This is a genomic window from Streptomyces aidingensis (genome assembly GCF_900112355.1).
GTDB classification, from domain to species: domain Bacteria; phylum Actinomycetota; class Actinomycetes; order Streptomycetales; family Streptomycetaceae; genus Streptomyces; species Streptomyces aidingensis.
The window spans coordinates 332,183-354,760 of record NZ_FOLM01000005.1; the positions used below are offsets into that span (position 1 = coordinate 332,183).

At 73.4% G+C, this 22,578-nt stretch carries 22 protein-coding genes; 13 read left to right on the forward strand and 9 right to left on the reverse strand.

Annotated elements, in window-relative coordinates; translation table 11 throughout:
- Positions 1-3 precede the first annotated feature (3 nt).
- The 3 genes from BM242_RS12545 to BM242_RS12555 all read right to left on the reverse strand — a co-directional run bounded on the left by BM242_RS12545 (position 4) and on the right by BM242_RS12555 (position 3,710).
- A complete protein-coding gene (locus BM242_RS12545) occupies positions 4-1,698 on the reverse strand; it encodes an alkaline phosphatase D family protein (protein ID WP_093838851.1) in 1,695 nt (564 codons plus the stop codon).
- 193 nt (positions 1,699-1,891) lie between these two features.
- Positions 1,892-2,827, reverse strand: coding sequence for a thioredoxin domain-containing protein (locus BM242_RS12550; RefSeq protein WP_093838852.1), 936 nt, complete (start codon positions 2,825-2,827; stop codon positions 1,892-1,894).
- A gap of 208 nt (positions 2,828-3,035) precedes the next feature.
- On the reverse strand, positions 3,036-3,710 hold the full coding sequence (locus tag BM242_RS12555; protein WP_093838853.1) for a hypothetical protein: 675 nt from the start codon (positions 3,708-3,710) through the stop codon (positions 3,036-3,038).
- Between the two features lie 324 nt (positions 3,711-4,034).
- On the opposite strand from BM242_RS12555, the gene dnaE reads away from it, so the two are divergent.
- A complete protein-coding gene (gene dnaE / locus BM242_RS12560) occupies positions 4,035-7,574 on the forward strand; it encodes a DNA polymerase III subunit alpha (protein WP_093838903.1) in 3,540 nt (1,179 codons plus the stop codon).
- 138 nt (positions 7,575-7,712) lie between these two features.
- On the opposite strand, the gene BM242_RS28905 is transcribed toward dnaE, so the two are convergent.
- Positions 7,713-7,913, reverse strand: coding sequence for a hypothetical protein (locus BM242_RS28905; protein WP_139238325.1), 201 nt, complete (start codon positions 7,911-7,913; stop codon positions 7,713-7,715).
- A gap of 278 nt (positions 7,914-8,191) precedes the next feature.
- Between BM242_RS28905 and BM242_RS12565 the strand changes: the two genes are divergently transcribed.
- The 4 genes from BM242_RS12565 to BM242_RS12580 all read left to right on the forward strand — a co-directional run bounded on the left by BM242_RS12565 (position 8,192) and on the right by BM242_RS12580 (position 12,245).
- Entirely contained in the window at positions 8,192-9,463 is a 1,272-nt protein-coding gene (locus BM242_RS12565; protein ID WP_093838854.1) for an NYN domain-containing protein, read from the forward strand.
- Between the two features lie 184 nt (positions 9,464-9,647).
- Positions 9,648-10,625, forward strand: a complete 978-nt coding sequence (locus BM242_RS12570) for an ABC transporter ATP-binding protein (protein ID WP_425443839.1) — start codon at positions 9,648-9,650, stop codon at positions 10,623-10,625.
- A complete protein-coding gene (locus tag BM242_RS12575; RefSeq protein WP_093838856.1) occupies positions 10,622-11,524 on the forward strand; it encodes an ABC transporter permease in 903 nt (300 codons plus the stop codon). Before BM242_RS12570 ends, BM242_RS12575 begins: the two co-directional genes overlap by 4 nt.
- A gap of 49 nt (positions 11,525-11,573) precedes the next feature.
- The gene (locus tag BM242_RS12580) at positions 11,574-12,245 is read left to right on the forward strand and encodes an ABC transporter permease (RefSeq protein ID WP_175541392.1); all 672 of its coding nucleotides are present in this window, start codon (positions 11,574-11,576) and stop codon (positions 12,243-12,245) included.
- Between the two features lie 33 nt (positions 12,246-12,278).
- Here BM242_RS12580 and ybaK read toward each other — a convergent pair whose 3' ends face one another.
- A complete protein-coding gene (ybaK, locus tag BM242_RS12585) occupies positions 12,279-12,806 on the reverse strand; it encodes a Cys-tRNA(Pro) deacylase (protein ID WP_093838857.1) in 528 nt (175 codons plus the stop codon).
- A 295-nt stretch (positions 12,807-13,101) separates the two neighbouring features.
- Between ybaK and BM242_RS12590 the strand changes: the two genes are divergently transcribed.
- Positions 13,102-13,779, forward strand: coding sequence for a hypothetical protein (locus BM242_RS12590; RefSeq protein ID WP_139238326.1), 678 nt, complete (start codon positions 13,102-13,104; stop codon positions 13,777-13,779).
- A gap of 16 nt (positions 13,780-13,795) precedes the next feature.
- Here BM242_RS12590 and BM242_RS12595 read toward each other — a convergent pair whose 3' ends face one another.
- Entirely contained in the window at positions 13,796-14,596 is an 801-nt protein-coding gene (locus tag BM242_RS12595) for an LON peptidase substrate-binding domain-containing protein (RefSeq protein ID WP_093838859.1), read from the reverse strand.
- A gap of 152 nt (positions 14,597-14,748) precedes the next feature.
- On the opposite strand from BM242_RS12595, the gene hisD reads away from it, so the two are divergent.
- The 7 genes from hisD to hisF all read left to right on the forward strand — a co-directional run bounded on the left by hisD (position 14,749) and on the right by hisF (position 20,272).
- A complete protein-coding gene (gene hisD / locus BM242_RS12600) occupies positions 14,749-16,089 on the forward strand; it encodes a histidinol dehydrogenase (protein WP_093838860.1) in 1,341 nt (446 codons plus the stop codon).
- A gap of 52 nt (positions 16,090-16,141) precedes the next feature.
- A complete protein-coding gene (locus BM242_RS12605) occupies positions 16,142-17,290 on the forward strand; it encodes a histidinol-phosphate transaminase (RefSeq protein WP_093838861.1) in 1,149 nt (382 codons plus the stop codon).
- A complete protein-coding gene (hisB, locus tag BM242_RS12610) occupies positions 17,287-17,880 on the forward strand; it encodes an imidazoleglycerol-phosphate dehydratase HisB (protein WP_093838862.1) in 594 nt (197 codons plus the stop codon). Before BM242_RS12605 ends, hisB begins: the two co-directional genes overlap by 4 nt.
- A 19-nt stretch (positions 17,881-17,899) precedes the next feature.
- Positions 17,900-18,055 (forward strand): hypothetical protein, encoded by a 156-nt coding sequence (locus BM242_RS29370; protein ID WP_175541369.1) that lies wholly within the window; start codon positions 17,900-17,902, stop codon positions 18,053-18,055.
- 83 nt (positions 18,056-18,138) lie between these two features.
- Positions 18,139-18,762, forward strand: a complete 624-nt coding sequence (hisH, locus tag BM242_RS12615; protein ID WP_093838904.1) for an imidazole glycerol phosphate synthase subunit HisH — start codon at positions 18,139-18,141, stop codon at positions 18,760-18,762.
- Positions 18,762-19,505 carry a bifunctional 1-(5-phosphoribosyl)-5-((5-phosphoribosylamino)methylideneamino)imidazole-4-carboxamide isomerase/phosphoribosylanthranilate isomerase PriA gene (gene priA / locus BM242_RS12620; protein WP_093838863.1) on the forward strand — a complete coding sequence of 248 codons (744 nt, stop codon included), beginning with the start codon at positions 18,762-18,764 and terminating at the stop codon, positions 19,503-19,505. Before hisH ends, priA begins: the two co-directional genes overlap by 1 nt.
- Positions 19,502-20,272 (forward strand): imidazole glycerol phosphate synthase subunit HisF, encoded by a 771-nt coding sequence (gene hisF / locus BM242_RS12625; protein ID WP_093838864.1) that lies wholly within the window; start codon positions 19,502-19,504, stop codon positions 20,270-20,272. Before priA ends, hisF begins: the two co-directional genes overlap by 4 nt.
- 104 nt (positions 20,273-20,376) lie before the next feature.
- Here hisF and BM242_RS12630 read toward each other — a convergent pair whose 3' ends face one another.
- The 3 genes from BM242_RS12630 to BM242_RS12640 form a co-directional block, all read right to left on the reverse strand.
- Entirely contained in the window at positions 20,377-20,892 is a 516-nt protein-coding gene (locus BM242_RS12630; RefSeq protein WP_093838865.1) for a DUF3291 domain-containing protein, read from the reverse strand.
- 32 nt (positions 20,893-20,924) lie between these two features.
- Complete coding sequence (locus tag BM242_RS12635; RefSeq protein ID WP_093838866.1) at positions 20,925-21,629, reverse strand: helix-turn-helix transcriptional regulator; 705 nt, start codon at positions 21,627-21,629, stop codon at positions 20,925-20,927.
- A gap of 196 nt (positions 21,630-21,825) precedes the next feature.
- Positions 21,826-22,578 (reverse strand): succinate dehydrogenase/fumarate reductase iron-sulfur subunit, encoded by a 753-nt coding sequence (locus BM242_RS12640; RefSeq protein WP_093838905.1) that lies wholly within the window; start codon positions 22,576-22,578, stop codon positions 21,826-21,828.

Here is a 22,578-nt window from a genome sequence, read left to right on the forward strand (position 1 = left end):
GGATCAGCGTACGGGATCACTCACCCGCTCGACGCCGGGCCGGCCGGCCGCCGTGCGGTAGGAACGCAGATGGCGTGCGGTGGCGCCGGGGTCGGTGCGGCTGCTCACCGCGTAGTAGTCCATCTGGGTATGGCGCTCGGTGAGGTCCAGCACGCCGTAGCCGTGCGAATCCAGATCCACCCAGCTCACATGCCGGTTGGCGGCCCGGATGGCGGCTGCCGCCACCAGCGAGACGGTCTGCGGCGGGACGCCCAGGATGTCGTCCACATTGTCGGAGGTGACGGAGGAGACCACGAACTCGGTGGCGACCGCCGGGCTGTGCGGATAGGTGGCGGCCTCCAGCGGCACGGCATTGGCCCAGTGCATGTGGATGTCACCGGCCAGGAACACCGTGCTGGTCAGGGAGCCGGCATGCAGATGGCGCAGCAGCCGCCGGCGGTCGGCGGTGTAGCCGTCCCACTGGTCGGTGTTGAGCGCCAGGCCGCCGGAGGGCAGCCCCAGGCACTCGGCGATGGGCCGCAGCAGATAGGAGGGCACCGAGCCGAAGGCCATCGGGGAGATCATCACCGAGGTGCCGATCAGCTGCCAGCGGGCCCCGGAGGCGCCGAGCCCGGCGGTCAGCCAGTCGAGCTGGGCCCGTCCGGTGATGGTCCGGTCCGGGTCGTCCACGGCCGCGTCGCCGGCCGCGGCCTGCCGGTCGCGGAACGAGCGCAGGTCCAGCAGATGCAGATCGGCCAGGGAGCCGAAGCGCAGCCGGCGGAAGACGGTGCCCTCGGCCGCCGGGCGGACCGGCATCCACTCGAAGTAGGCGCGGGTGGCGTTGGCCCGGCGCCGCTGCCAGTCGCCCTCGGTGGCCGGGTCGTGGTTCTCGGCGCCGCCGGACCAGGCGTCGTTGGCGCTCTCGTGGTCGTCCCAGACCGCGATCACCGGGTGCGCGGCGTGCAGGGCGCGCAGATCCGGGTCGGAGCGGTAATGGGCGTGGCGCATCCGGTAGTCGCCCAGGGTGAGGATCTCGTGCGCGGGCAGATGGGCGCGGACGGGCCGGGCGGGGTACTGGCCGGTGCCGTACTCGTAGAGGTAGTCGCCCAGGTGCAGCACGGCGTCCAGATCGCGGCGGGCGGCGAGATGGCGGTAGGCGGCGAAGTAGCCCGCCTCGTAGTTGGAGCAGGAGACCACGCCGAAGCGCAGGCCCGGGACGGCGGCGCCGTCGGCCGGCGCGGTACGGGTGCGTCCGGTGGGGGAGACCACGGCCGCGGCGCCGCCGCCGGTGGTGAAGCGGTACCAGTAGGTGGTGGCCGGACGCAGCCCGCGGACGTCGGCGCGCACGGTGTGGTCCGCGGCGGCGGTCGCGGTGACCGTGCCGGAGGCCCGGACGGCGGTGAACGCCTCGTCCTCGGCGATCTCCCAGCGGACCGGGGTGTCCGGGCCGGCGCCGGAGCCGGGCAGGGCCTCGGGGACGGGGGTGACCCGGGTCCACAGCAGGATGCCGTCGGGCAGCGGGTCGCCGGAGGCGACGCCGTGCCGGAAGACGGGGTTGCCGGTGTCGCTCCGGGGGTCCTGGCCGGCGGCGCGGGCCGGGCCGGGGGTGAGCAGGGGCAGGGCGGCGGCGGTGGCCGCGGCGGCGCCGGCGGCCGTGACCACGGTGCGCCGGGTGGGGGAGGCGGGGCCGGTGCGATGCGGATCACAATTCTCGGTCACAGTGCGGAAGATTATCCGCGCGTAGCGCGAACAAGCCTTCGAACACCAAGAGTTCTCCGGAGTTTCGGGTGCCGGTCAGCGGCGGGCCCGTGCCGGGGCGCGGGACGGCTGTGCCGACCCGCGCCCCGGCCGCCGGACCGCGGTTCACCGCGTCACGGACTCACCGGCCTCACAGGACCATGGAGCCGCCGGGTCACTCGTCGGACTCGGCGTTCTCCTCCGAGCCGGCGGTGTCCCCGGCCTCGTCGCCCGCGGGCTGCTCCTCGGCCGCCGCCGGCTCGCTGGCCTCCAGCGCCTGCCGGAACGCCTCGGCGCTCATCGGGGTCTCCACCTTGGTGCCGTTGACCACCAGGCTCGGGGTGCCGGTGACCTCGTACTGGGGCGACAGCTCACCGAACTTGCCGGCCATCAGCACCGCCCACTCGGCGTAGGTGCTGCTGTTGACCGCGTCCTCGAACTTCTTGAAGTCGGCCGGGTCGGAGAGCGCGTCCACGCCCTTGCCGATCTCCACCAGCCGCTCATCGCTCTCGAAGTCGGTGGCGCTGTTGGTGCTGGTGTGGAAGTCCTCCGAGTACAGGGCCTTGAGGTAGCCCAGGAACGCCTCGTCACTGACGTTCAGCGCGGCGCCCAGCGCGCTGATGGCGTTCTTGGAGCCGGTGCCGCCGCCCGGGTTGTCGTCGAAGAAGGCGCCGAACACGTACTCGGCCTGGATGTCGCCGTTGGTGATGGCCTCCTGGAAGGCCTCGCCGACCGCGTGGTCGAACTCGGCGCAGTGCGGGCAGCGCGGCTCCTCGAAGAGGATGACCGAGTCCGCCGCGGTGTCCTCGCCGAGCACCACGCGCAGGCCGTCCTCGCCCTCGGCGTTGGCCGGTATGGCATAGGTGGCGTCGCCGTTCTCCTGGGCCTTGCCGGCCGCCTCGGCGGCGGCCTCCCAGTCGGTGCTGTCACCGCCGCCGCCCATGGCGGCGACCGCCACCCCGACCACGCCGGCCACCGCCAGCACGCCGACGATCGCACCGCCGACCACCAACTGGCGGCGGACCTTCTCCCGCTTGGCCTGCTTCTCCCGCTCGGCGCGCAGCCGCTCGCGGGCGGCGCGCTTGGCTTCCTGGCTGTTGCGCTTGCTCATGATGTGGATGTCTCCGTCTTGGATTCGCGTCCGGGACCGGCCGGTGGCGGGCGGCCACGGACGAAGGGGGGTGGGCTGCCGGGGCGGGTGCGGCACGGCGGCACGCCCGGTGACGCGCGGACGGTGCTGCCGCGCGCGCGGCGTGCGGTGGAGTGCGGCGGTGCGCCGGGCTGCTGCCCCGGGACGTGCTCGGGCCGGAGGGGCCCGGTCAGATCACCGCGGCCCGCGGCGGCCCCCGGCGGATGACACAGTGGCCGAGCAGCAGGGCGCGGACCCGCTCCGTCCGGTGCCCGGCGGCGCGGCGCGGCCGGATCTCCGGCGCGGGCGCCGGCAGCGCGGGCCGGCCGGCCACCGCCAGCAGCAGCGGCCGGAAGGTGACCGCCGCGGCGGCCCGGATCAGCCCGGCCAGCGCCGCCTCGCCGCCGCGCAGCCAGGCGGCGGCGGCCAGGGCGAGGGCCACATGGACGGCCAGCAGCAGCCAGGGGCCCGCCGGGTGGGCGGCCGGCTCGGCGCCGGCCGCGAAGCGGGCCAGCGGGGTGCCCACGTCGCCGCCCGCGCAGAGCAGGCTGAGCGCGCTCACCCTCGGCACCGGGGCCCCGCCGGCCGTGGCCGCCGCGCCGTAGCAGGCGGTCTGGCCGGTGGTGAAGACGGTGTCGACGACCAGCTGGAGCGGCACCAGCAGGGCGGCGATGGAGCCGAAGCCGCGCTCCCGCCCGGTGAGCGGGAAGGCGACGGCGAAGACCGCGCCCGCGACCGCGGCCACGGTGAGGACCGGGAGCGGGCCGGCGGAGAAGAAGACATGGGCACCGGCGGACAGCGCGACGCACAGCGCGGTGAAGACCGCGGTGCGCGCGATGCGTATGCCTGCTTCCGAGATGCCCATCGAGGGCGAGTGTGCCATGCGCGGCGCGCGCCTGACAGGGCCCGTGGTCCCGGCCCCGCCACCGGCCGGGCGGCGCGGTGCGGCCACGGCGCGGCCACGGTGCGGCGCGGCGGCCGTGCCGGGTAAAGATCACACCTCGATTCAGTATTCGGCGCTGACCTTGCGGTTTGTTGCCGGAGCGGGTCTGACCTGCGGTTTTGTCGGCGAGATCGGGGCGTGCCGGGGGCCGTCGGGGGCGGCGGTCAGGAGTAGGGTCGGGGCATCGGTGCGCGCTGTCCCGTACCGGTCCACGTCCATGACCGAGCACGTCGGAAGGTCCGTGTGGTGACCAAGCCCTTCACGCACTTGCATGTACACACTCAGTACTCGCTGCTGGACGGCGCGGCGCGGTTGAAGGACTTGTTCAAGGCGGCCGGGGACATGGGCATGACCCACCTCGCCATCACCGACCACGGCAACCTGCACGGCTCCTACGACTTCTTCCACAAGGCCAAGGACGCGGGCATCACCCCCGTCATGGGCATCGAGGCGTATCTCGCGCCCGAGCACCGCCGCTACAACCGCCCGGTCAAATGGGGCGCCCCGCACCAGAAGAACGACGATGTCGCCGGTGCCGGCGCCTACACCCACATGACCATCTGGGCGCGCAACGCCACCGGCCTGCACAACCTGTTCCGGGCCCAGTCCCGGGCCAGCCTGGAGGGCTACTTCCGCAAGCCCCGGATGGACCGCGAGCTGCTGGCCGAGTACGCCGAGGGCCTGATCGGCACCACCGGCTGCCCCTCCGGCGAGATCCCCACCCGCATCCGCCTCGGGCAGATGGACGAGGCGCTGAAGGCGGCCGGGGATTTCCAGGACATCTTCGGCCGGGACAACTTCTTCGTCGAGCTGATGGACCACGGCATCGACATCGACCGGCGCGCCCGGGCCGGCCTGGAGGAGATCGCCCGCAAGCTGAACGCCCCGTTCGTGGTCACCAACGACTCGCACTACACCTTCGAGAACGAGTCCTCGGCCCACGACACCCTGCTCTGCATCCAGACCGGCTCCAACCTCTCCGACCCGGACCGCTTCAAGTTCGACGGCTCCGGCTACTACCTGAAGTCGGCCGCGGAGATGTACGCCGTCGACTCCTCGGAGGTCTGGCAGCAGGGCTGCCGCAACACCCAGGAGCTGATCGCCGACCGGGTGGACACCACCGGCATGTTCGAGTTCCGCAATCTGATGCCGCGGTTCGACGTGCCCGAGGGCTACGACGAGGTGAGCTGGTTCCGCGAGGAGGTGCGGCGCGGCTTGGCCCGCCGCTGGCCCGGCGGTGTCCCGGAGAGCCGGCAGACCCAGGCCGACTACGAGATGGACGTCATCATCAAGATGGGCTTCCCCGGCTACTTCCTGGTGGTCGCGGACTTCATCATGTGGGCCAAGAACAACGGCATCGCGGTCGGCCCCGGCCGCGGCTCGGCGGCCGGCTCGATCGTCGCCTACGCCATGGGCATCACCGACCTGGACCCGCTGGAGCACGGACTGATCTTCGAGCGGTTCCTCAACCCCGAGCGGGTCTCCATGCCGGATGTCGACATCGACTTCGACGAGCGCCGGCGCGGCGAGGTCATCCGGTATGTGACCGAGAAGTACGGCGCCGACAAGGTGGCCATGATCGGCACCTACGGCACCATCAAGGCGAAGAACGCCATCAAGGACTCGGCCCGGGTGCTGGGCTATCCCTACGCGGTGGGCGACCGGATCACCAAGGCCATGCCGCCGGACGTGCTGGGCAAGTCCATGCCGCTGTCCGGCATCACCGACAAGGACCACCCCCGGTACTCCGAGGCCGGCGAGATCCGCACCATGTACGAGAACGAGCCGGACGTCACCAAGGTGATCGACGCGGCCCGCGGCATCGAGGGCCTGGTGCGGCAGATGGGCGTGCACGCGGCCGGTGTGATCATGTCCAGCGAGACGCTGATCGACCATGTCCCGGTCTTCTCGCCCAAGAACGACGGCGTGGTGGTGACCCAGTGGGACTACCCGAGCTGTGAGGCGCTCGGCCTGCTGAAGATGGACTTCCTGGGCCTGCGCAACCTGACGATCATGGATGACGCGGTCAAGCTCATCAAGCAGAACAAGGGCATCGACCTCACCCTGCTCGATCTGACGCTGGACGACCCCAAGACCTACGAACTCCTCCAGCGCGGCGACACCCTGGGCGTCTTCCAGTTCGACGGCGGGCCCATGCGCTCCCTGCTGCGGATGATGAAGCCGGACAACTTCGAGGACATCTCCGCGGTCTCGGCCCTCTACCGGCCCGGCCCGATGGGCATGAACTCGCACATCAACTACGCCCTGCGGAAGAACGGCCAGCAGGAGATCACCCCGATCCACCCGGAGCTGGAGGAGCCGCTCAAGGAGGTCCTGGACGTCACCTACGGCCTGATCGTCTACCAGGAGCAGGTGCAGAAGGCCGCCCAGATCCTGGCCGGCTACTCGCTCGGCCAGGCCGACCTGCTGCGCCGGGCCATGGGCAAGAAGAAGCCCGAGGTGCTGGAGAAGGAGTTCGTCAACTTCCAGAAGGGCGCCCGGGAGAAGGGCTTCTCGGACGAGGCGGTCAAGGCGGTGTGGGACGTGCTGGTCCCGTTCGCCGGCTACGCCTTCAACAAGGCGCACTCCTCGGCCTACGGTCTGATCACCTACTGGACCGCCTATCTGAAGGCCAACTACCCGGCCGAGTACATGTCCGCGCTGCTCACCTCGGTGAAGGACGACAAGGACAAGTCCGCGGTCTATCTCAACGAGTGCCGCCGGATGGGCATCCGGGTGCTGCCGCCGGATGTCAATGAGTCGCAGGCCAACTTCACCCCGCGCGGCGACGACGTGATCGTCTTCGGCCTGCTGGCGGTGCGGAACGTCGGCGCCAACGTGGTGGAGGCCATCGGCCGGGCCCGCCGCTCCAAGGGCAGGTTCACCTCCTTCCCCGACTTCCTGGACAAGGTGGAGGCGGTGGTCTGCAACAAGCGCACCGTCGAATCCCTGATCAAGGCGGGTGCCTTCGACTCCCTCAAGCACACCCGCAAGGGCCTCAGCGCCGCCTTCGAGCCCATGATCGACAATGTGGTGCAGGTCAAGCGCAAGGAGGCGGAGGGGCAGTTCGACCTGTTCGGCGGCCTGGGCGAGGAGGACACCGACTCCGGCCCCGGCTTCGGCATGGACGTGGAGTTCACCACCGAGGAGTGGGACAAGAGCTATCTGCTCGCCCAGGAGCGGGAGATGCTCGGTCTGTATGTCTCCGACCATCCGCTGTTCGGGGTGGAGCATCTGCTGAGCGACAAGGCCGACGCCACCATGTCGCAGCTTCTCTCCGGGGACTTCTCGGACGGCCAGGTGATCACCATCGGCGGCATCGTCTCCGGGCTCCAGCGGAAGATGACCAAGCAGGGCAATGCCTGGGCCATCGCCACCGTGGAGGATCTGGAGGGCTCCATCGACTGCATGTTCTTCCCGGCCAGCTACCAGCTGGTCTCCACCCAGCTGGTGGAGGACACGATCGTCTTCGTCAAGGGGCGGCTGGACAAGCGGGAGGACGTGCCGCGGATCGTGGCCATGGAGCTGATGGTTCCCGATCTGGCCGAGAGCGCCGCGGGCGCCCCGGTGACCATCATCATCCCGGCGGTGAAGGTGACCCCGCCGCTGGTGCAGCAGCTGGGCGAGCTGCTCTCGCACCACCGGGGCACCACCGAGGTGCGGATCAGGCTCCAGCAGCCCCGCCGTACCACCGTGCTGCGGCTGGACAGGCACCGGGTGCAGCCCGCGCCGGAACTCTTCGGCGATCTCAAGGCGCTGCTCGGCCCGTCCTGCCTGGCGGGCTGAGCCGCCGGGCGCGGAAATCGCCGCGGGGGCCGTCCGGTCGGGACGGGCCCCGCGGCACCCCGCCGGACGCGGAAGGGAAGGGGACGGCGGGGAGGATCGGGACAGTGGGACGGCGGGAGGGAACCGCCGGGGCGCGGCTCAGTTGTGGCCGAAGCGCTTCTGCTTCTTCCGGCCGCCGGTGGCGACCGCGGGAGCGGCGGACACGGTGGCCGCGGCGGCGGCCTCGTTCTGTTCGGGCCGCTGTTCGCGCTGTTCGCGCTCGGTACCGCCGGCCCGGTCCGGGCGGTTCTTGCGGTTCTTGTTCTTCGCCATGGTCGCTCGCCTCCAGTGCAGTGCCATGTGGAACTCCCAGGCGGGATCAGCCTCGCACGGACTGGTGAATGCCGCATTTCGGACAAGTCCGCCCGGGGTGCGGCCCGAAGCCGATTCGCCACGCCGACGAACCGGCCGGGACTGATAACCGCGCCGGTCTCGGGCAGACTCAAGAAAAGTTCTGGTGGAGTGCTCGGACAGGTGCTTGCGATGGCCCTCGGCCGATTCGCCGGCGAACCGGGAGAACCCGGCGGAACCGGAAAACCTATGGCCACACCTAGGGAAACCAGGGAAAGAGGTGCACCGTGGATCGCTGCGTCGTGCTGGTGGACGCCGGATACCTGCTGGGCGCCGCAGCGAGCCTGCTCGCCGGAGAGCCGGCCCGCCCCCGGATCACCGTGGACCACGCCGCACTGATCCAGGCTCTGCGGGAGCGCGCCGAGGCCGACACCGGCTGCACCCTGCTGCGCATCTACTGGTTCGACGGCGCCCCCGACCGGGTTCCGCAGCCCGAGCACCGCAGGCTGCGGGTGATGCCCCGGGTCACCGTCCGGCTGGGCGCGCTGACCCGCAGCGACGGCCGCTGGGCGCAGAAGGGCGTGGACGCCGCCATGCACGCCGAACTCACCGAACTCGCCCGCAACCGCGCCTGCGCCGACATCGTGCTGGTCACCGGCGACGGCGACCTGCTGCCCGGGCTGATGTCCGCCAAGGAACACGGCGTCGCCGTGCATCTGTGGGCCGTGCAGGCCGCCGACGGCGACTACAACCAGTCCGAGGACCTGGTCGCCGAGGCCGACGAGCGCCGGGTGCTGGACCGCGCCTGGATCACCCGCTCGGTACGGCTGCGCGAGATCCCGGCCGCCGACGGCGTGCCGCAGACCGCGACCCGGCCGGACATCGCGGCGATTCTCTCCGCACCGCTGCCCGACACACCGCCCGCCGCCGCCGAAACGGCGGACGGCCACGGCCCCGGCCACGCCCATGGCCATGGTCATGGCCACGAGGACACCCCCAAGAACGGCACCGCACACCATGCCACGGCCACCGAGGAGGACGAGGCGGAGCGGGAGCCGGGCGGCGGTGCCCGCGGCGTGCCGACCCCCAAGGACCTGGCCGCGCTGGGCAGACCGGGCCCCGGCCCGTCCGGCGCCGCCGCCGGTGCCACCCTGCGCTGGTCCTCCGACCGGGGCTGGGTCGAACGCGGCCCCGGCGAGTCCCCGGAGACCGCCTCGCTCCCGATACTCGCCCAGATGACCACCGCCGAACAGCGCTGGGCCGACCGCGAGGAGGACATCACCGCGGTCAGCGGCGACCCGTTCGAGGTCGGCATGGTCTACGCGCGCCGCTGGGCGGAGCGCCTCAACGCCCCGGCCCGGCTGCACCAGCTCTCCGCGGAGTACCCGCGCATCCCGCACCGCATCGACGGCGAACTGCTGCGCTACGCCGCCCGCTTCGGGCTGCTCGCGCACAAGGACGACCAGATCGACGAGCAGGACCGCTATGCCATCCGGGCCGGCTTCTGGCGCGAGATCGACACCCGCGCCAAGACCGCCCGGGAACACAGCAGCCACTGACCCCGGCCCCGGACGGCGGGAGCGGCGGCGGGGACCGGGACGGGCGACCCTGCCGGTGATCGCGCGGCGCGGCGGCGTAGGCTCGGGGACTGTGCCCCTTCCTATCGTCCGGGCCGATGCGGACCCGACCGGCGCCCGGTCCACCGCCGGCCGAGCCGGCCGAGCCGACGGAGCCGACGGAGCCGTGCCCGCACTGGACGTGTCCGGGCTGGAGAAGACCTACCGCGGTCCGCGCCGCAACCGCAGCCCGGTACGCGCCAACGCGGGCATCTCGCTGCGGGTGCGGCACGGCGAGATCTTCGGCCTGCTGGGCCCCAACGGCGCGGGCAAGACCACCCTGGTGCGGCAGCTCACCGGGCTGCTGCGGCCCGACGCCGGCCGGATCACCCTGCTCGGCCACGATCTGTGCCGCCATCCCCGGCGTGCGCCGCGGCTGCTGGCCTACCTCGGTCAGCAGTCCACCGCGCTGGACGAGCTGACCGTCTCGCTGGCCGTGGAGACCACCGGCAGACTGCGCGGACTGGGCGCCCCGGCCGCCCGGCACGAGCGCGACGCCGTGCTGGACGAACTGGGCCTCGGCGCGCTGGCCGGCCGCCCGCTGAACAGCCTGTCCGGCGGTGAGCGGCGGCTCGCCTGCGTGGCCGCAGCGCTCACCGGCCACCGTTCCTTCCTGGTCCTGGACGAGCCCACCACCGGCATGGACCCGGTGGCCCGGCGCGCCGTATGGTCCGCCATCGACCGCCGCCGCACCGAACGCGGCACCACCGTGCTGCTGGTCACCCACAATGTCAGCGAGGCGGAGGCGGTACTGGACCGGGTCGCGGTGCTGGACGGCGGCCGGATCATCGCCTGCGACACGCCCGCCGGCCTGAAGGCCCGGGTCGGCGACGAGGTCCGCCTCGACCTGGTGTGGCGGGACCGCCCGCCGCTGGAGGTGCCCGCCGTGGCCGCCCTGCGCGCCCGCGCCGGGATCGCCGGCCGCCGCTGGACGCTGCGGCTCGGCCCGGAGGCGGCCCGTGGCGTGGTCGCCACGGTCACCACCGGCCCGGCCTTTGCCGCGCTGGAGGACTTCACCCTGGCCACCGTCAGCCTGGAGGACGTCTATCTGGCGCTCGGCGGGCGGTCTCCCGGTCTGGTCAGGGAAGGCGGTGTCACCGGATGAGCGCGGCCCCGGCCGGCGGCCGGCGCCCGGGCGAGCGGCCGTCCGGCCCCCCGGCCCGTCCGCCCGCCCAGCGCACCGGCGCGCCGCGCCCCGCCGCGGACACCTCCGGTGCGGCGCCCGGTGCGGCGCCGCCCGGGCCGGTGGCGCTGGCCCCGGCGCCCGGGCTGTGGCCCGCGCTGGGCGCGGTCTACCGGGCGCAGCTCTCCCGGGCCAGGGTGGCCCGGATCCCGCTGCTGTTCGTCGCCACCTTCCAGTCCCTGGGCATCCTGGTGCTGCTGCGCGGCGTGGTGGACCCCGGCCCCGGCGAGGCCGCGCGGGCCGTGGTGGCCGGTTCGACGGTGCTGGTGGTCGCGTTTGTCGCGCTCAATCTGCTGGCCCAGCACTTCGGCCGGCTGCGCGCCTCCGGCGGCCTGGACCACTACGCCACCCTGCCCGTTCCGGCCGCCGCCGTGGCGCTGGGCACGGCCGCGGCATACGCCTCCTTCACCCTGCCCGGCGCCGCGGTGACCGCGGTGACCGGCAGCGTGCTCTACGAGCTGCCGATGGGCGGGCTGTGGCTGCTGGCGGCCGTGGTGCCGCTGGCCGGTGCCGCGCTGGCCGGGCTGGGCGCCGCGCTGGGACTGCTGGCGCCGCGCCCGGAGCTGGCCACCCTCTGCGGGCAGCTCGGCATGTCCGCGGCGCTGCTGCTGGGCGTGCTGCCCGCCTCCCGGATGCCCGCCCCGGTGCAACTGGTGCGCGACCTGCTGCCCTCCACCTACGGCGTGGAGGCGCTGGCCGCGGTGCTGCGGCCGGACCCGCAGTGGGACGCGGTCGCCGTGGGCCTGACGGTCTGCACCGTGGCGGGGGCCGCCGCACTGGCCCTGGCCACCTGGTCCTACCGCCGCGCCGCCACGCGCTGAGCGGTGTCCCCGCGGCCGGCGGGGCGGGCGGAACTGGCAGGATGGCTGAGTGACCCTTCCCCTTCCCACTCCGGACGACCGCAGGGCCGCGATGCGTGGTCCCGATCCCTGGGCCGCGCCGCCCCCGCCCGCCCCCGGCGGCGCCACCGGCCTCGGCGGCGCGGGCAGCGGTCCCGGCGCCGGCCGGCCGGTGTCCTGGGGCCGGGAGATCCTGGCCGGTGCCGTGGTCATGGCGGCCGTCGCGGCGGCCGTGGGCCCGGTGCTGGGGCTGCTCTGGGAGCGGCTGGCCCCCCGGGTCCGTCTGCTGGTGGGCGGTGACGCGCTGTATCTGGAGAATCCCGAGAGCCAGCAGGCGATCGCCGGGGACGGCACCTTTCTGCTGCTGGGCCTCGGGGTCGGGCTGGCCGCGGGGGTGGGTGTCTTCCTGCTCCGGCGGCGCTCCGGGGTGGCGGAGACGGCGGGCCTGGCCCTGGGCGCCGGCCTGGGCGCGGTGCTGGCCTGGCGGCTCGGCGAACTCCTGGAACCGGACCGGGACGAGATCCGGGAGCTGGCCCGGCGGCTGGGCGACGGCGCGGTGATCGACGCGCCGCTGGAGCTCAACGCGCTGGGCGCGCTGATCGGCCCGGCGTTCGGCGCGCTGCTGGCCCACTTCCTGTGCATGGCCCTCTGGGGGCCGCGCGACCCGGTCCGCCGCCCGCCCGTCTTCCCCCGCTGGGGCTGAGCGGGCGCGCGGGACCGGTCAGGCGCGGGCCGGTCAGGCGCGGATGTCGGCGACCGTGGCGTCGGTGAGGCGGATCAGATCGGCGGGGGCCAGCTCGATCTCCAGGCCGCGCCGGCCGGCGGACACCAGTACCGTCCCGTGCCCGGTGGCCGAGGCGTCCACCACCGTGGGCAGCCGCTTGCGCTGCCCGAGCGGGGAGATCCCGCCGCGCACATAGCCGGTGCTGCGCTCGGCCGCGGCCGGGTCGGCCATGGCCGCCCGCTTGCCGCCCACCGCCGCGGCCAGCGCCTTCAGCCCGAGGGAGGCCGACACCGGTACGACGGCCACGGTCAGCCGGCCGTCCACCTCGGCCACCAGGGTCTTGAACACCCGCCCGGGCTCGACGTCCAGCGCCCGGGCGGCCTCCTCGCCGTAGGAGCCGGTGGCCGGGTCATGGTCGTAGGAGCGCAGTGTGTAGGTCACGCCCGCCCGGGTGGCCGCCACCGTCGCGGGGGTGCCGCCCCCGCCTGCTCCCCGCCGGTCACTCGTGCCGCCGCCCTTCCCGGCCTTCGTCCTCGCCACGCCCGCACCCTTCTCGCTGCCTGCCCGTGCCCGCCGCCGCTTCGCCGAGTCGGCGACGAGTCGCACTGTACGGGGGTCAGCGGCCGCAGCCCAGCCGGTTTCCGCCGTTGGCCGTCCGCGTCCGCCGGCCGTGCCTCAACTCTCCCCCAGCATTCGGGCGTAGAGTTGATGACTGTGGTGCACGGGCGGTGTGAAGATGCCCTGAAGCGGACGCCGCACCGCGCACACCGGCCCACCCGGGGGACGGGCGGTACGGTCTGAGTCTCGGTGGTTTGCGCACGAAGGACGGTGGGGGATGCGCGACAGAGGCAGGGGCGGGGACGGAACGATGCGCTGGCTGATCGGTACCGGCATCTCACTGGCGGGGCTTGTGGTGGCCTGGCAGGCCTGGCAGCACCCGGTGCCGGGGCAGGCGGGGTCCGGTGGCGTGTCCGCCGCCGGCGGCACATCCGAGGCCGCCGCTGGTTCCGCGGATTCCGGGGGCTCGGCGGGCGACACCGGCGCGGACGGCGGCGGAACTCAGGAGGACGGAGAGAATCCGGACGGCGGGACTGCCGGCGAGGACTCCCTCGCCGGCACCTCGGAGGGCGGGGCGTCCGACAGCTCGGGCACCGGGGACGGAGACTGGGAAGACGGCGTCTCACGCGTCAGCGGCGGCGATCTGGGCGGCACCGCGAACGGCACGGGGGCATTGGCGGGGACGGGCGGGGAACCGTTTCCCGAGGCCTTTCAGGCCACCGTGGTGGCCCCCTGGATGCCGTGCGCCTCGGTGCACGAGACCCCGTGGGGAGGCTCCCCCCAGACCGCCTGTCTCCCCGACGGAACCACCGTGTGGATACGCTGCACCGCCGAGGGGGAGGTGGTCTCCGCCAACGGAGTCACCAGCACCCTGTGGAACCGGATCGACGCCGGATATCTGCCCGATGTGGTCGTCTACACCGGAAGCAATGCCCCGGTGATGCCCGGCTGCTGACTGCCTGGCCCCGCCCTCAGTTGAGATGGGTGGGCCGCAGGGTCAGATCGGCGGCCGGCACCGAGGGCAGGCTGCGGATCAGCCGCACCTCCCGGCGCAGCAGCTCCATCTCCTGCCGCAGTCGGGCGGCGGTGTCCGCGGCCTCCAGCAGCCGCTGCCGCTCCGCCGGGTACAGCACGGTGGTCGCCGCCACCAGGTAGGAGACCACCGACGGGTCCTCCGGCAGATCGCGGTGGGCCGCCGGAGTGCGGTCGGAGGCGCCCGCGAGCTGCCGCTGATACGCCCGGAAGGCGCCGAGCACCCCCGCGGCCAGCAGCTCCGCGCCCTCCCCGGTGTGCTCCGGCAGCATCTCCACCTCGCCCACCAGATACGGCCCCCGGGCGTCCACCGACCGCAGCCGGAACCGGCTGGTGCCGGTGGCCAGCAGGTCGTAGCCGGTCACCGGCCGGGCGGCCGGCCCGCCCGCGCCGGCGGCCGGGCCGTCCGGCTCCGCGGTGCCGCGCCCGCGCTCCCGGATGGTGGTGGCGTCGGCCACGCAGCCCACCGAGAAGAAGGAGTCCATCGGATCCGCCGCGAAACCGGCGCCCGGCCCGGCCTCGGCGGGACGGGCCTGCTCCGGCAGCCCCAGCGAGGTCGGCGCCACTTCGTGACCGTCCCGGATGCCGATCACGCCGAACGGCCGCGGGCCGTCCTCCGGCAGCTTCAGCAACTCCTCCACGAGCGCCCGGTAACGGGCCTCGAAGACGTTCAGCGGCAGCACGAGCCCCGGGAACAGCACGGTACTGAGCGGAAACAGGGGCAGGCGCGTGGTCGTCACAAAAGGCCAGCCTATCGGCAGGGGACGGCCCGTGCGGAGCCTTCCGGCGAGCACCCGGGCCGCCGGCGGCCCGCGGCCCGGGCGCCGGACCGGGCGTTCCAGCCAGTGGAACGGCGCACGGCGGGGCGGACGCGGTCTGCGACACTGTAGGGGTGCTGAACCGAATCGATCTGCGCGGTTCCGCCCGCTCCGCGGACGGGATCGACCGCGACCTGCTGCCCCGCGCCGAGCTCGACGTCGAGGCCGTCCTGGAGAAGGTGCGGCCGATCTGCGACGACGTGCATCATCGCGGCAGCGCGGCGCTGATCGACTACGCGGAACGGTTCGACGGCGTGCGGCTGGACCGGATCCGGGTCGCCAAGGAGGACCTGGAGCGGGCGCTGGAGGAGCTGGACCCGGAGGTCCGGGCGGCCCTGGAGGAGTCCGTCCGCCGCGCCCGCCTGGTCCACCGCGAGCAGCGCCGCACCGACACCACGGTGCGCGTCGTCCCCGGCGGCACCGTCACCGAGCGGTGGGTGCCGGTGGAGCGGGTGGGGCTCTATGTGCCGGGCGGCCGGGCCGTCTATCCCTCCTCCGTGGTGATGAACGTGGTGCCCGCGCAGGAGGCGGGCGTCGGCTCGCTGGCCGTCGCCTCCCCGCCGCAGCGCGACCACGGCGGCCTGCCGCACCCCACCATCCTGGCCGCCTGCGCCCTGCTGGGCGTCGAGGAGGTCCACGCGGCCGGCGGGGCCCAGGCCGTCGCCATGTTCGCCTACGGCACCGAGGACTGCCGCCCGGCCCAGATGGTCACCGGCCCCGGCAACATCTATGTGGCCGCGGCCAAGCGGCTGCTCAAGGGCCGGATCGGCATCGACGCCGAGGCCGGCCCCACCGAGATCGCCATCCTGGCCGACGACACCGCCGACCCGGTGCATGTGGCCGCCGACCTGATCAGCCAGGCCGAGCACGACACCCTGGCCGCGGCCGTGCTGGTCACCCCCTCCGAGGCGCTGGCCGGAAAGGTCGGGGAGGAGACCGCCCGGCAGGTGGCCGGCACCCGGCACCGGGAGCGGGTCACCGAGGCGCTGCGCGGACGGCAGTCCGGCATCGTGCTGGTGGAGGACCTGGACCACGGCCTGGCCGTGGTGGACGCCTACGCCGCCGAGCATCTGGAGATCCAGACCGCGGACGCCGCGGCGGTGGCCGCCCGGGTGCGCAACGCGGGCGCCGTCTTCGTCGGCCCCTGGTCCCCCGTCTCGCTGGGCGACTACGCGGCCGGCTCCAACCATGTGCTGCCCACCGGCGGCTGTGCCTGCCACTCCTCCGGTCTGTCGGTGCAGACCTTTCTGCGCGGCATCCATGTCGTGGACTACAGCCGCGAGGCGCTGGCCGGGATCGCCCCCCAGGTGATCACCCTGGCCCGGGCCGAGGACCTGCCCGCCCACGGCGACGCCGTGCGCGCCCGGTTCCCGCGGCCCCCGCAGATGCCGCAGGCCCCGGAGACCTCCGCGTGACCCCCGGCCCCGCTGTGCACCCGGACCGAGCAAGGAAAGCAGCCCACCACCCGTGACCGCCACCCGGATCGACGACCTTCCCCTCCGGGACGAGCTGCGCGGCAAGTTCCCGTACGGCGCGCCGCAGCTCGATGTCCCGGTGCGGCTGAACACCAATGAGAACCCCTACCCGCTGCCGGACGCGCTGGTCGCCCGGATCGCCGAGCGGGTCACCGAGGCCGCCCGCCATCTCAACCGCTACCCGGACCGGGACGCGGTGGAACTGCGCGAGAAGCTGGCCGGGTACCTCACCCGCACCACCGGGCATCCGGTGGGCCGGGCCCAGGTCTGGGCCGCCAACGGCTCCAACGAGATCCTCCAGCAGCTGCTCCAGGCGTTCGGCGGCCCGGGCCGGCAGGCCATCGGCTTCGAGCCGTCCTACTCCATGCACGCCCTGATCGCCCGCGGCACCGGCACCGGCTGGCTCTCCGGGCCGCGCGGCGAGGACTTCACCATCGATGCGCCCGCGGCCCGGCAGGCCATCGCCGCGCACCGCCCGCATGTGGTCTTCGTCTGCTCGCCCAACAACCCGACCGGCACCGCGGTGGACGCCGCCACCGTGCTCGCCCTGTACGACGCCGCCCAGGCCGCGCGGCCGGAGGGCGGCGGCGCGCTGGTGGTCGTGGACGAGGCGTACACCGAGTTCAGCCACCATCCCTCGCTGCTGCCGCTGCTGGCCGGCCGGCCCAATCTGGTGATCTCCCGGACCATGTCCAAGGCGTTCGGCGCCGCCGGCCTGCGGCTGGGCTATCTGGCCGCCGACCCGGCCGTGGTGGACGCGGTGCAGCTCGTCCGGCTGCCGTACCATCTCTCGGCCGTCACCCAGGCCACCGCGCTGGCGGCCCTGGAGCACACCGATACGCTGCTGGGATACGTGGCGCAGCTCAAGGCGGAACGGGACCGGCTGGTGACCGAGCTGCGCGCCCTGGGCTGCCGGGTCACCGACTCCGACGCCAACTTCGTGCAGTTCGGCCGCTTCGAGGAGGCGGACGGCGGGGCGCGGGGTGCCTGGCGGGCGCTGCTGGACCGCGGGGTGCTGGTCCGGGACAACGGCGTGCCGGGCTGGCTGCGGGTCACCGCCGGTACCCCTGAGGAGAACGACGCCTTCCTGGACGCGGTGCGCGAACTGATGAAGGCGATCAACGAGAGAAGGAACGCATGAGCCGCGTGGGGCGCGTCGAACGCACCACCAAGGAGACCAAGGTCGTCGTCGAGATCGATCTGGACGGCACCGGCACGGTCGATGTGTCGACCGGGGTCGGCTTCTACGACCACATGCTGGACCAGCTCGGCCGGCACGGTCTGTTCGACCTGACCGTGAAGACCGACGGCGATCTGCATATCGACAGCCACCACACCATGGAGGACACCGCGCTGGCCCTGGGCGCGGCCTTCCGGCAGGCGCTGGGCGACAAGCGCGGCATCGTCCGCTTCGCCCACGCCCAGGTGCCGCTGGACGAGGCGCTGGCCCAGGTGACCGTGGACCTCTCCGGCCGCCCCTATCTGGTGCACACCGAGCCGGAGAACATGGCGCCGATCATCGGCAAGGACTACGACACCACCATGACCCGGCACATCCTGGAGTCCTTCGTGGCCCAGTCGCAGATCGCCCTGCATGTCCATGTGCCCTACGGGCGCAATGCGCACCACATCGTGGAATGCCAGTTCAAGGCGCTGGCCCGGGCGCTGCGCCAGGCCAGTGAGCTGGATCCGCGGCAGACGGGCATCCCGTCCACCAAGGGCGCGCTGTGAACGGAGGGCTGTGAACGGAGTGTCGACAGCGCTGATCGCCGTCGGGCTGTTCCTCGGCGGCGGCGCGTATTCGTTCTGGAAGCAGGAACTGCCCCGCGGGGTCGTCGCCCTGCTGGGCATCGGCGCCGTGCTCTGCCTGGTGGCCGGCATTCTGCGGCTGGAGGTCTGGCAGTGAGTACGGACCCGACGACCGGAACCGGTACCAGGACCGGTACCGTCACCGCCGCCGGCCCGGCCGCGCCGCGGCGCACCCGGTCCGTGGTGGTCTTCGACTACGGCTTCGGCAATGTCCGCTCCGCGCAGCGGGCGCTGGCCCGGGCCGGCGCGGAGGTGGAGATCACCCGCGACTTCGACGCGGCCATGAACGCCGACGGGCTGGTCGTCCCCGGCGTGGGCGCCTTCGCCGCCTGCATGCGGGGCCTGCTGGCGGCCCGCGGCGACTGGGTGGTCGAGCGGCGGCTGGCCGGCGGGCGCCCGGTGCTGGGCATCTGCGTCGGCATGCAGATCCTCTTCGGCCGCGGCATCGAGCACGGCGTGGAGACCGCGGGGCTGGAGGAATGGCCAGGCACGGTGGGCCGGCTGCACGCCCCCGTGGTCCCGCACATGGGCTGGAACACCGTTCAGGCCCCGGCCGATTCCGCGCTCTTCGCCGGTCTGCCGGACGACGCCCGCTTCTACTTCGTGCACTCCTACGCGGTGCACGAGTGGGAGTTCCGGGCGGCGGACCCGCGCATGGCCGCGCCCAGGGTCACCTGGGCCAGGCACGGTGAGCGGTTTGTCGCCGCCGTGGAGAACGGCCCCCTGTGGGCCACCCAGTTCCACCCCGAGAAGTCCGGCGACGCCGGAGCCCACATCCTCCGCAACTGGATCGGAACCCTGTGATGAGCCGCGTCCTTGAACTCCTTCCCGCCGTGGACGTCCGCGACGGCCAGGCGGTCCGCCTGGTGCACGGTGTCTCCGGCACCGAGACCGCCTACGGCGATCCGCTGGCGGCGGCGCTGAACTGGCAGGAGGCCGGCGCCGAATGGCTGCATCTGGTGGATCTGGACGCCGCCTTCGGGACCGGGGACAACCGGGAGCGGATCAGTGAGGTGGTCCGGCGGATGGACATCAAGGTGGAGCTCTCCGGCGGCATCCGGGACGACGGCTCGCTGGCCGCCGCGCTGGCCACCGGCTGCACCCGGGTCAATCTGGGCACGGCCGCCCTGGAATCCCCCGAGTGGGTCGCCAAGGTGATCGCCGAGCACGGCGACAAGATCGCGGTCGGCCTGGACGTGCGCGGCACCACGCTGCGCGGCCGGGGCTGGACCCGGGACGGCGGCGATCTCTACCAGACCCTGGAGCGGCTGAACTCCGAGGGCTGCGCCCGCTATGTCGTCACCGACATCAACAAGGACGGCACGCTCCAGGGGCCCAATCTCGATCTGCTGCGGAACGTCTGCGCCGCCACCGACCGTCCGGTGGTCGCCTCCGGCGGCGTCTCCTCGCTGGACGACCTGCGGGCGCTGGCCTCCCTGGTGCCGGCGGGCGTGGAGGGCGCCATCGTGGGCAAGGCGCTGTACGCCGGGGCGTTCACCCTCCCAGAGGCGCTGGCCGCCGTCGCCGGTCCGGAGGCCGCCGCATGAGCCTGGCCGTACGGGTGATCCCCTGCCTGGACGTGGACGCCGGGCGGGTGGTCAAGGGCGTCAACTTCCAGAATCTGCGGGACGCCGGCGACCCGGTGGAGATGGCCAAGGTCTACGACGCCGAGGGCGCCGACGAGCTGACCTTCCTGGACATCACCGCCTCCTCCGGCAACCGCGAGACCACCTACGACGTGGTCCGGCGCACCGCCGAACAGGTCTTCATCCCGCTGACCGTCGGCGGCGGGGTCCGCTCCACCGAGGACGTGGACCGGCTGCTGCGGGCCGGCGCGGACAAGGTCGGCGTCAACACCGCCGCCATCGCCCGCCCGGAGCTGATCCGGGAGATCTCCGAGCGCTTCGGCAGCCAGGTGCTCGTGCTGTCGGTGGACGCCCGCCGGGTCACCGGCGGGGCCGTCACCCCCAGCGGCTTCGAGGTCACCACCCACGGCGGGCGGCGGGGCACCGGCATCGACGCCGTGGAGTGGGCCCACCGGGCCGCAGAACTGGGCGCGGGCGAGATCCTGCTCAACTCCATGGACGCCGACGGCACCAAGGACGGCTACGACACCGAGATGATCCGGGCGGTGCGCAAGCATGTCACCATCCCGGTCATCGCCTCCGGCGGCGCCGGGCGGACCGCGGACTTCCCCGAGGCCATCGACGCGGGCGCGGACGCGGTACTGGCCGCCTCCGTCTTCCACTTCGGCGATCTGCGGATCGGCCAGGTCAAGGACGCCCTGCGCGCCACCGGCCACCCCGTCCGCTGAGCCACCGGCCGGCGCCCTGCCCGGCCCGCTCGCCCGCCCCGGGGCGGCGGCGGGCTACCGGTCCGGGAACCGGGCGGCGGTCCTGCCGACGACGGCAACGCCGGTCAGGGGGCCGTGGCAGGGCTTCCGGCGCGATCGGTGCCCGGGGTGCGGCCGTCGGGGGTGGACGAGGGCGCGGGGAAGTGCTTGCGGAAGGTGAAGGCGTGGGGCGTGGGGCCGTGGTGGCGGAGGTGGGCGACGCGGTCCATGGCCTCGGTGACGGTGGGGTGGTGGCCGGCGGGGACCCACCACAGCGCCTGATGGGGACCGTCCGGGGCCTCGAACCACTCCCGGCGGCGGCTGAGCAGCCGCAGGTGGTCGGTGCGGTAGGTGTAGGCGTGCAGCGACTCGACGGATTCCCAGAGCGAGCAGTTGATGAGGAGCATGTCGTCGGTGCGGTCCGGGCGCAGACCGGTGGCGTCGGCGCCGTCCTCGTCCACCATGCGCCAGACGAAGCCGGGGGAGCGCTCGGCGAGTTCGTTGATCTGGGGCAGGTGGGCGACGAAGTCGGCGAGCTGCGGGGAGTCCAGGGGCGCGGCGAGCCGCGCGATGTTGACCTGTGCGAGATGGAAGCCGCTCATGGGCTCAGCATGCCGTCGCGGAGATTCTAAAGTCAACTGCCATTCTTTTTAGACTTGAGGGCGACGCAGCAGCCCTCCCGGCGGGGGTCCATCACCGCTGTCCACTCCCGGCCGCCGGCGCTGCGCCGTCCGGCGAGCAGGCCCTCGATCAGGGCCAGGTTCATGCCGCACACCAGGGCCGGATGCTGCTCGGCCAGGGCGTGGAAGGGGCAGTTGTGCAGGCGCAGCGTGGTGCCGTCGCCGTCGCCGTCGCCGTCGCTCCCGTGCTCGTCCTCGCGGGGCTCCTCGAAGGGCTGGTAGCCGCGCTCGCGCAGCAGGGTGACCGGGTCGGTGTCCGGCTCGGCGGTCCGGCCCGCCGCGCGGGCCGCCGCCTGCAACTCCCGGTCCAGGCCGGCCTCCTCGACCACGCCGGCGAGCAGGCGGCCCAGGGTGTCGTAGGCGCGCGGCGGGAGGGAGACCCGGTGCTCCCGCTCGGCCCGGCGGTACACCTTCGCCGGGCGGCCTGCGCCGGGGCCGGTGCGGCCGGAGAGCCGCTGGAAGGATGTGGTCAGCAGGCCGGACTCCACCAGCCGGTCCAGATGGTGGGCGGCCAGCGAACGGGAGATCCCGGCCGCTTCGGCCGCCGCGTCCCGCCCCGTCCAGCCGGGCCGGGCCGCCACATACCGGTACAGTCGCCGCCGCACCGGATCGCCCAGCGCGCTCACCGCCTCATAGGCGGCATCCTCCTCATCGGCCATGCCGGTGATTCTAAGACCAACACTCGTTGACCGGCCCGCCCCGGGCGGGCCGGGAGCGGAGGGCTCCGGAGCGGGGGCGGGCAGATGGCTGGTGCTGTGTGCCCCCGCCCCGGTTCCCTTTCCCTCTTCTTCTTCTGTCTCTTCCTCTCCCGGTGATCCCCTTCTTCCTTTTCCGGCGGCCCTGCGGTGGGCAGGCTCAGGCGGGCCGGGCCCCGGAGGCGGTGGCCCGCAGGTATTCGCGGTTCAGGGTGGCGATCCCGGCCAGCGGGATGCCCTTGGGGCAGGCGTCCGCGCAGGCGCCGACGTGGGTGCAGCCGCCGAACGCCTCCTCGTCCATCACCTCGACCATGGCCAGGACCCGGTGCTCGCGCTCCGGCTCGCCCTGGGGGAGCGAGTTGAGATGGACCACCTTGGCGGCGGTGAACAGCATGGCCGAGCCGTTGGGGCAGGCCGCCACGCAGGCGCCGCAGCCGATGCAGGCCGCGTACTCGAAGGCGGTGTCGGCGGCGGCCTTCGGCACCGGCTGCGCGTGCGCCTCGGGGGCGGCGCCGGTCGGGGCGGTGATGTAGCCGCCGGCGCCGATGATCCGGTCCAGCGCCGAGCGGTCCACCACCAGGTCCCGCAGCACCGGGAACGGCCCGGCCCGCCAGGGCTCGATGTCGATGGTGTCGCCGTCCCGGAAATGGCGCATGTGCAGCTGGCAGGTGGTGGTGCGCTCCGGGCCGTGCGCCCGGCCGTTGATGACCAGGCCGCAGGCGCCGCAGATGCCCTCCCGGCAGTCGTGGTCGAAGGCCACCGGCTCCTCGCCCTCGGCGATCAGCCGCTCGTTGAGGGTGTCCAGCATTTCCAGGAAGGACATGTCCGGGGAGATGTCCTCGATGTGGTAGGTGGCCATGGCGCCGGGCCGGTCGGGGGCGGGCTGGCGCCAGATGTTCAGGGTGAGGCGCAT